Origin of the sequence: Undibacterium sp. JH2W, from assembly GCF_049340425.1 — a bacterium.
GTDB lineage: Bacteria > Pseudomonadota > Gammaproteobacteria > Burkholderiales > Burkholderiaceae_D > Undibacterium.
In genome coordinates, this window is the sequence record NZ_JBMPOT010000021.1 from 92787 (window position 1) to 99977 (window position 7191).

A 7191-nucleotide genomic window follows, 5' to 3' on the forward strand; every position below is an offset into this window, starting at 1 on the left:
CAAGCTGATCGATATCGCGGGCAGGTGGGGGCGTACAATTTGCTTTATTTCCCCCTCGCCTGCTCATCATGAAAACCGCCACAGCATCAAAACGCTTTATCCCGCATAGCCTGCTGGAAGATGTACTGGCCATCCTCACGGGCACTTTGCTGGTTTCACTTGGCGTTGCCTTGTTTAATCAGGCTGGCTTGCTGACCGGGGGTACCGCTGGCCTGGCGTTCTTGCTGCACTACAGTACCGGCTGGTCATTCGGCATGATATTCTTTTTGATCAACCTGCCATTCTACTGGCTGGCCTGGAAACGCATGGGCTGGCGTTTTACTCTGAAAACTTTCTGCGCCGTTGCCCTGGTTTCTCTCTTCTCCAGCCTGCATCCCAAGCTCTTGCATTTGACGGCAATGACGGCCATGACCCCCTTCTATGTCGCCCTGACTGGCGGCCTGATGATGGGAGTAGGCTTCATTGTTTTGTTTCGCCACCAGGCCAGCCTGGGAGGCATCAATATCCTGGCTTTATACCTGCAAGAGAAGCGCGGCATACGGGCTGGCAAATTGCAAATGGGGGTCGACTTCATCATCGTGCTGGCATCGCTGGCGGTAGTCACACCCATGGCCTTGCTGGCATCTATACTTGGGGCTTTCGCCCTGAACCTGGCAATCAGCCTGAACCACCGGCCAGGACGCTATATGGCCATGTAAGGGCAACCACAAATGAGCAATTCCTTTACAATGTATCTATTCACTTTGTAAAGGATAGCCATGAAAACCAAAGCCGCCATCGCCTGGAAAGCAGGTTCACCACTGACGATAGAAGAAGTAGAGCTGCAAGGCCCGCAAGCTGGCGAAGTACTGATCGAAGTCAAGGCCACCGGCATTTGCCACACCGACTATTACACGCTTTCTGGCGCTGACCCTGAAGGCCTGTTCCCGGCCATCCTCGGGCATGAAGGTGCAGGCGTCATCGTCGATACCGGCCCTGGTGTCACCAGCGTGCGCAAAGGCGATCACGTCATCCCGCTCTACACGCCTGAATGCCGCCAGTGCAAATTCTGCCTGTCGCGTAAAACCAATCTTTGCCAGGCGATACGCTCAACCCAGGGCCGTGGCCTGATGCCGGATGCCACATCGCGTTTCTCGCTCGATGGCAAGCCGCTATTTCATTACATGGGCACGTCAACTTTTTCCAACTACATCGTGGTGCCGGAAATCGCCGTAGCCAAGGTGCGTGAAGATGCCCCCTTCGACAAGATTTGCTACATCGGTTGTGGCGTTACTACCGGTGTTGGTGCGGTGGTTTTCACGGCCAAGGTAGAGGCTGGTGCCAACGTAGTTGTATTCGGCCTGGGTGGCATAGGCCTCAATGTCATACAGGCTGCCAAAATGGTGGGTGCTGACAAGATCATCGGCGTGGACATCAACCCGGCACGTGAAAGCATGGCGCGCCAGTTTGGCATGACCCATTTCATCAACCCCACACAAGTTGAAAACGTGGTTGACCACATCATCCAGTTGACCGATGGTGGTGCTGATTATTCTTTTGAGTGCATAGGCAATACCAAGGTCATGCGTCAGGCGCTGGAATGCTGCCACAAGGGCTGGGGCAAATCCATCATCATCGGTGTGGCGGAAGCCGGTGCAGAAATCTCTACCCGCCCCTTCCAGCTCGTCACTGGCCGCGAATGGAAAGGCTCAGCCTTTGGTGGTGCCCGTGGTCGCACCGACGTACCGAAGATCGTAGACTGGTATATGGAAGGCAAACTCAATATCGATGACCTCATCACTCACCGCTTGCCGCTGGAGCGCATCAATGAAGGTTTCGACCTCATGAAAAGTGGAGAATCGATACGCTCCGTGGTGTTGTTCTGATGACGCAGCGCGAATCCAAGGACAATGCAGCAGACGACGCAGAAGAAGTGACCCTGCTAAGCCAGCACGCCTGCCATGGCGGCGTGCAACGCTTTTATCAGCATGAATCTGCCGAGATAGGCTTGCCCATGCGGTTTTCAGTCTACCTGCCACCACAGGCCATGGCGGGTGAGACTTGCCCTGCAGTCTTTTACCTGGCTGGCCTGACCTGCACTGAAGAAACCTTCATGATGAAAGCTGGCGCACAAGCCATTGCTGCACGCGAAGGCATCATTCTCATCACACCAGATACCAGCCCGCGCAATGCCAACATCCCCGGCGACAGCGACAACTGGGATTTTGGTGTGGCTGCCGGTTTTTACCTGGATGCTACGCAAGCACCCTGGAACAAGCACTACCGCATGCACAGCTACATCGTCGCTGAACTGCTGCCCATGTTACTGGCCAGCCTGCCCATGGACAAGGCGCGCGTTGGTATCATGGGACATTCCATGGGTGGCCATGGCGCGCTGGTGCTGGCCTTGCGCCATCCAGAGCTATTCAGCAGCGTATCTGCCTTCGCCCCTGTTGCAGCACCAAGCCAGTGCCCGTGGGGACAAAAAGCTTTCACCGGCTACATGGGCACTGATCAAAATGCCTGGACCGAGTATGACGCCACGGCACTCATGCAAAAGCAGAGCCAGCCGCCCTTTCCCAAAGGCATTTTGATCGATCAGGGATTTGCCGACAAATTTTTGGCAGAGCAACTACATCCTGAGAAATTCGCTCAGGCCTGTACTGCAGTCGGGCAAGCACTGACATTACGCTATCAGCCTGAATACGATCATGGTTACTACTTCATCAACACCTTCATTGAAGATCATTTGCTGCACCACAAACAGCAATTAGCTGCCTAACATCTCTTATTACCGCAGAATTAGTAGTGTGAGTCCCAGATGCACCAAACTGGAACAAGCACTCTATTTCTGTGCGTTTCTCGCTTAACTGTCATCTTTATTGTGTAAAATCGAGCGACTTCGTCGCGCATTTTTGCGTATACCTCAGAACGACATAACCAGAAAGCAAGAGATGAGTAAAGTAGTCATCAGCGGCACCGGCCTGTACACGCCCTCCCAGTCCATTTCCAATGAAGAACTGATCGCCAGTTTCAATGCTTATGTCCAGCAACACAATGCCCAAAACGCTGCTGCCATCGCCAGTGGTGAAGTAGTCGCCCTGGAAGAATCCAGCGTCGCCTTCATAGAAAAAGCCTCAGGCATCAAATCCCGCTTTGTCATGAACAAGGAAGGCGTGCTCGACATCAACCGCATGGTGCCACGCATACCTGAGCGCAGCGATGAAGAACCATCCATCATGTGCGAGATGGCAGTCGCTGCTGCCACCCAGGCACTGGAACGTGCAGGCCGCACTGCTGCCGATATCGATGCCGTCATTTGTGCTGCCAGCAATATGCAGCGCGGCTACCCTGCCATGGCAGTGGAAATTCAAAATGCCCTGGGCATAGATGGCTATGGCTATGACATCAACGTCGCCTGTTCCTCTGCCACCTTTGGCATACAGGCCGCTGTTACCGCAATCCAAAGCGGCCAGGCCCGTGCAGTATTGGTGGTCAACCCGGAAATCACCAGCGGCCACCTGAACTGGCGCGACCGTGACAGCCACTTTATTTTTGGTGATGCCTGCACCGCCATCATCATAGAACGTGCAGACCTGGCCACATCCAAGCACCAGTTTGAAATCGTCGGCCTGAAACTCAAGACGCAATTTTCAAACAATATCCGCAACAACTTTGGTTTCTTGAACCGTGCAGATGAAAGCGGTATAGGCAAGACAGACAAACTGTTCCGCCAGCAAGGCCGTAAAGTCTTCAAGGATGTCTGCCCCATGGCAGCAGCCATGATCACCGCTACCGTAGAAGCAGCCGACATCGCCATCCCTGATGTGAAACGCTACTGGCTGCACCAGGCTAATCTGAACATGAACCTGCTCATCGCCCGCATGATATTGGGCCGCGATGCAACGCCAGAAGAATCACCCACCATTCTGGACACCTACGCCAATACTTCATCAGCTGGCTCCATCATTGCCTTCCACAAATACCAGGATGACCTGACGGCTGGCAATATAGGCGTGATCTGCTCATTTGGTGCAGGTTATTCCATAGGCTGCGTCGTAGTGAAAAAACTGGGCTAGATTCCAAGCCTAGATAAGAAAAGGCCGCATTTGCGGCCTTTTTTTTCAAGTCAGCAGACAAAGTTGATGCAAGTGCCTTACATCCCCAAAGACCTCAGCAATTCAGAGTTGGCGTCATCATCGTCATCGGCTGCTGCCGCTGCTGTGGTAGCAGCATTTTGATCAGAAGCCTGCTGCATATCGAGCAAAGCATCCGGGTCCGTCACTTCATGCGTTTCAAAGTCATGCAGCTTGATAAACTCTGTCCTGTCTATCGCCAACTCCAGATAGAAAATATTATTTTTCTCAGTAAAAAAAGACACGCGGCGCAATTCTGGCCTGTCCAGCGGTGTATCCACACTCAACATGACCTGTTTGGTCAGCACCAGCATCTTGGGCTGGTTTTGCGTAATATTGGTTTGCAACTCGCGACGCACCTTGCCGGTGAAGTCACCAACGATCTGGTTCATCAATTCACCCAGAATATTTGCCACTTCATCCGAGGTAAAAGAGGATGCCAGCTCAGACTTGGGCATGCCCATGTTAAGCATGTATTTCTCGTAAATTTCCAGCGCCGTATCGCCATCAAAATTCAGCACGACCAGGCCAGAAAAGCCGCCATCAAACAAGACAAAACAACCGATATCCGGCTTCAAACCTATCTTTGTGATGCGCTGCACCATAGCAGAATAATGCACCTTGCTATTGGTGGCGACATTCAATACCCGTATCACCGAGTTACACAAACTCGTCAACAAATCCTCTGTCCCGTACACTACACTGGTTTCTTCCGTGGCCATGACCAACTCCCGAATTTGTTACATGAAAAATCTATCCACGCCGCCCGCTGAAAGCAGCAAAGCCGCACCTGCCATCAATTCTCCTGGCCAGACAGAGACAAACCATCGTCGCGCCCGACCTCGCCAGCAACAGCCATGCGAAACAGCACTAACTGACTGAGCACAGCCGCAACCTGTTTCCGCCAGGCAGGATCTTGCCGCTCTTCAACAGACATGGCCGCAAAACTGCTGCGCAAGCGCGCCACCTCCAGCTCCAGCTCACTCACCCGCCGCACCGCATTCATCACCGCCTGCGCAGGCGCAGGCGACACCAGCACATCCCCCACTGGCATCCCGGCTTGCAAGGACGAATCGCTGATCGGCATGACCCACTCCTGTTTGCTGGATATGCCCAACACCGCTGCTGGCCACATCCCCTCCACCGACACAAACTTAAAGTCTTTTCGAATATTGAAAGAATACTGAAGCGCCAGCCCCCCGTCTACATGTTTCATGCGATGGGGGTGATTTGAGGGTGTTCGGATGGGGAAGGATTAATGGGGATGTTGCTAATTTGCAAGCATCATGCAAAATTTAAGATCACAACTTGAACACCTAATAAAATTTTCCCATAACAAATCGACGATAAGTTTGCAAAAATTCACATAAATACATCTAGACCAATGCATTTATTATAATAATCTTTAGTTACTCACTATATAAAGAAAACGGTTGAAAAAATAATGGTAGCGCCAACTTATTTAAAATCGCTTTGCAAGCCAAGGACTGTAATGTCTGCTGACGGCAAACCTATTCAGGTTTGGGAGTTGCCTGTATTAGAGACAGATCCATGTCTTAACGAGTGGGCGAATAGATTCCGACAACATTACTGCCTTGATACTGAAATTGACGATCTACGTGATGGCACAGAACTATCACGATCTGAATATCTCATACAGTTGGTCTTCCCCGACAAAACTAGTCCTCCCGGGCCTGCGGTAAGATCGGGAGATTTTGCAGAATTACTAATTTCAGATTATGTCGAATATAGGCTTGGGTTCTGGGTTCCGAGAAGCAAATATGCCGAAAAAGCAAGTCGCAATGAGTCTGTTAAGGGCGTAGATATTCTTGGCTTCAAGTTAGTCGAGAGAGGGAAAGAACTCCCCATGGACACCCTTTTGACCTTTGAGGTCAAGGCCCAACTAGCAGGCGGAAAGTACCAAAATCGATTGCAGACTGCTATTGATGACTCCGCAAAAGACTATCTGCGTGCTGCATATACTCTGAATGCTACAAAACGCCGCCTGCTTACAGCCAAAAATCAAGAAGGCGCTGCAGTGGTCCGTCGCTTTCAAAACATCGCAGATCGGCCTTATGTTTTTACTTCTGGCGCAGCAGCAGTCCTATCTGATGAAAGCTATGACGAAATTGCTCTACAAACCACCTCGGCTGCGACGCACACAAATGCAGCAACGCTGGAACTTCTAGTCGTGCGAGGAACTCAATTGATGAACTTAGTCCATGCGCTTTACGAAAAGGCAGCAAATGAAGCCTGAAGCAGCCAGTCGACGCCTTTTTGGCATTACGCGGGCCAAAGGGAAGATGTACGAGTTTGGGCTATCTGAAGAGCAACATATTGCGATCCCTATTGGTACCGAACCTGATTCACTATTCATGTTGACTGTGGGCACGGTTGGAGATGTCGCAGCGTTAGTCAATGAGGCAGAACAAGCAGATGCTCCGATGTCTGTTGAACTAACGGACGAGATTAGCTTTTCTGCGAGTTTCTTCGACGCTTTCTTGGCATCACGCTTTTCTCAGAGTTCGAGTCACGATATTTTACTCATTGCAGCATCAGCATATTACCTTGCTGGAAGGCCAGGAAGCAGTCTTGTTATAGCTAGACGCCTTACTGAAGCAGGTGATGCAAGTACAATCGATTCTCTATTACGCTGGTTACTGCAAGCAAAGTGGGGGGAATACAGTGAATTAAGTCATCCCATATTTGGACGCGCGTTAGGGGATATCGCAAAATTCATTGCATATCATTTTACTCTCGGTAATAGTTCACATCAACTTTCGGCAAACTTGCTCTCGTTACGTCAACAAGCTTACAACACTGCACCAGCGCGAGAACTACTGTTGATCGATATTATTTCTGCCATAATTCGATTACGGCTCGCTGCATCATCATGGAATACACTGCCCAAGTTCACAGGCATACCTGCAGAGCAATGGGCTCCAGTGATTGAGGTATCCTGACTTTTTCGGACATTCCTGTTTGTTAAAATAAACGATCAGGAGAAATAATGAAACAGAAAAAAAGATATACCCCGGAATTGCGGGAAGAAGCGGTGAAACTTGTATTGGCGCAA

Annotated in this window: 8 protein-coding genes; 6 read left to right on the forward strand and 2 right to left on the reverse strand. The window is 50.9% G+C overall.

Annotated elements, in window-relative coordinates; translation table 11 throughout:
• The first annotated feature begins 68 nt into the window (after positions 1–68).
• The 4 genes from ACO0LC_RS25125 (at position 69) to ACO0LC_RS25140 (ending at position 4058) form a co-directional block, all read left to right on the forward strand.
• A complete protein-coding gene (locus ACO0LC_RS25125; RefSeq protein ID WP_423008334.1) occupies positions 69–698 on the forward strand; it encodes a YitT family protein in 630 nt (209 codons plus the stop codon).
• Between the two features lie 60 nt (positions 699–758).
• Positions 759–1865: an S-(hydroxymethyl)glutathione dehydrogenase/class III alcohol dehydrogenase gene (locus ACO0LC_RS25130; RefSeq protein WP_423008336.1), complete on the forward strand. Its 1107-nt coding sequence runs from the start codon at positions 759–761 to the stop codon at positions 1863–1865.
• Positions 1865–2761 (forward strand): S-formylglutathione hydrolase, encoded by an 897-nt coding sequence (gene fghA, locus ACO0LC_RS25135; protein WP_423008338.1) that lies wholly within the window; start codon positions 1865–1867, stop codon positions 2759–2761. The genes ACO0LC_RS25130 and fghA overlap by 1 nt, the downstream gene beginning before the upstream one ends.
• A 172-nt stretch (positions 2762–2933) precedes the next feature.
• On the forward strand, positions 2934–4058 hold the full coding sequence (locus tag ACO0LC_RS25140; RefSeq protein ID WP_423008340.1) for a beta-ketoacyl-ACP synthase III: 1125 nt from the start codon (positions 2934–2936) through the stop codon (positions 4056–4058).
• A gap of 77 nt (positions 4059–4135) precedes the next feature.
• On the opposite strand, the gene ACO0LC_RS25145 is transcribed toward ACO0LC_RS25140, so the two are convergent.
• On the reverse strand, positions 4136–4837 hold the full coding sequence (locus ACO0LC_RS25145; RefSeq protein WP_423008342.1) for a DUF3334 family protein: 702 nt from the start codon (positions 4835–4837) through the stop codon (positions 4136–4138).
• Positions 4838–4911: 74 nt separating this feature from the next.
• Positions 4912–5202, reverse strand: a complete 291-nt coding sequence (locus ACO0LC_RS25150) for a hypothetical protein (RefSeq protein WP_423008344.1) — start codon at positions 5200–5202, stop codon at positions 4912–4914.
• Between the two features lie 405 nt (positions 5203–5607).
• Here ACO0LC_RS25150 and ACO0LC_RS25155 point away from each other — a divergent pair, with 405 nt between their 5' ends.
• Positions 5608–6372 (forward strand): virulence associated protein, encoded by a 765-nt coding sequence (locus ACO0LC_RS25155; protein ID WP_423008346.1) that lies wholly within the window; start codon positions 5608–5610, stop codon positions 6370–6372.
• Positions 6362–7078: a hypothetical protein gene (locus tag ACO0LC_RS25160; protein WP_423008348.1), complete on the forward strand. Its 717-nt coding sequence runs from the start codon at positions 6362–6364 to the stop codon at positions 7076–7078. The genes ACO0LC_RS25155 and ACO0LC_RS25160 overlap by 11 nt, the downstream gene beginning before the upstream one ends.
• The last annotated feature ends 113 nt before the right edge of the window (positions 7079–7191 follow it).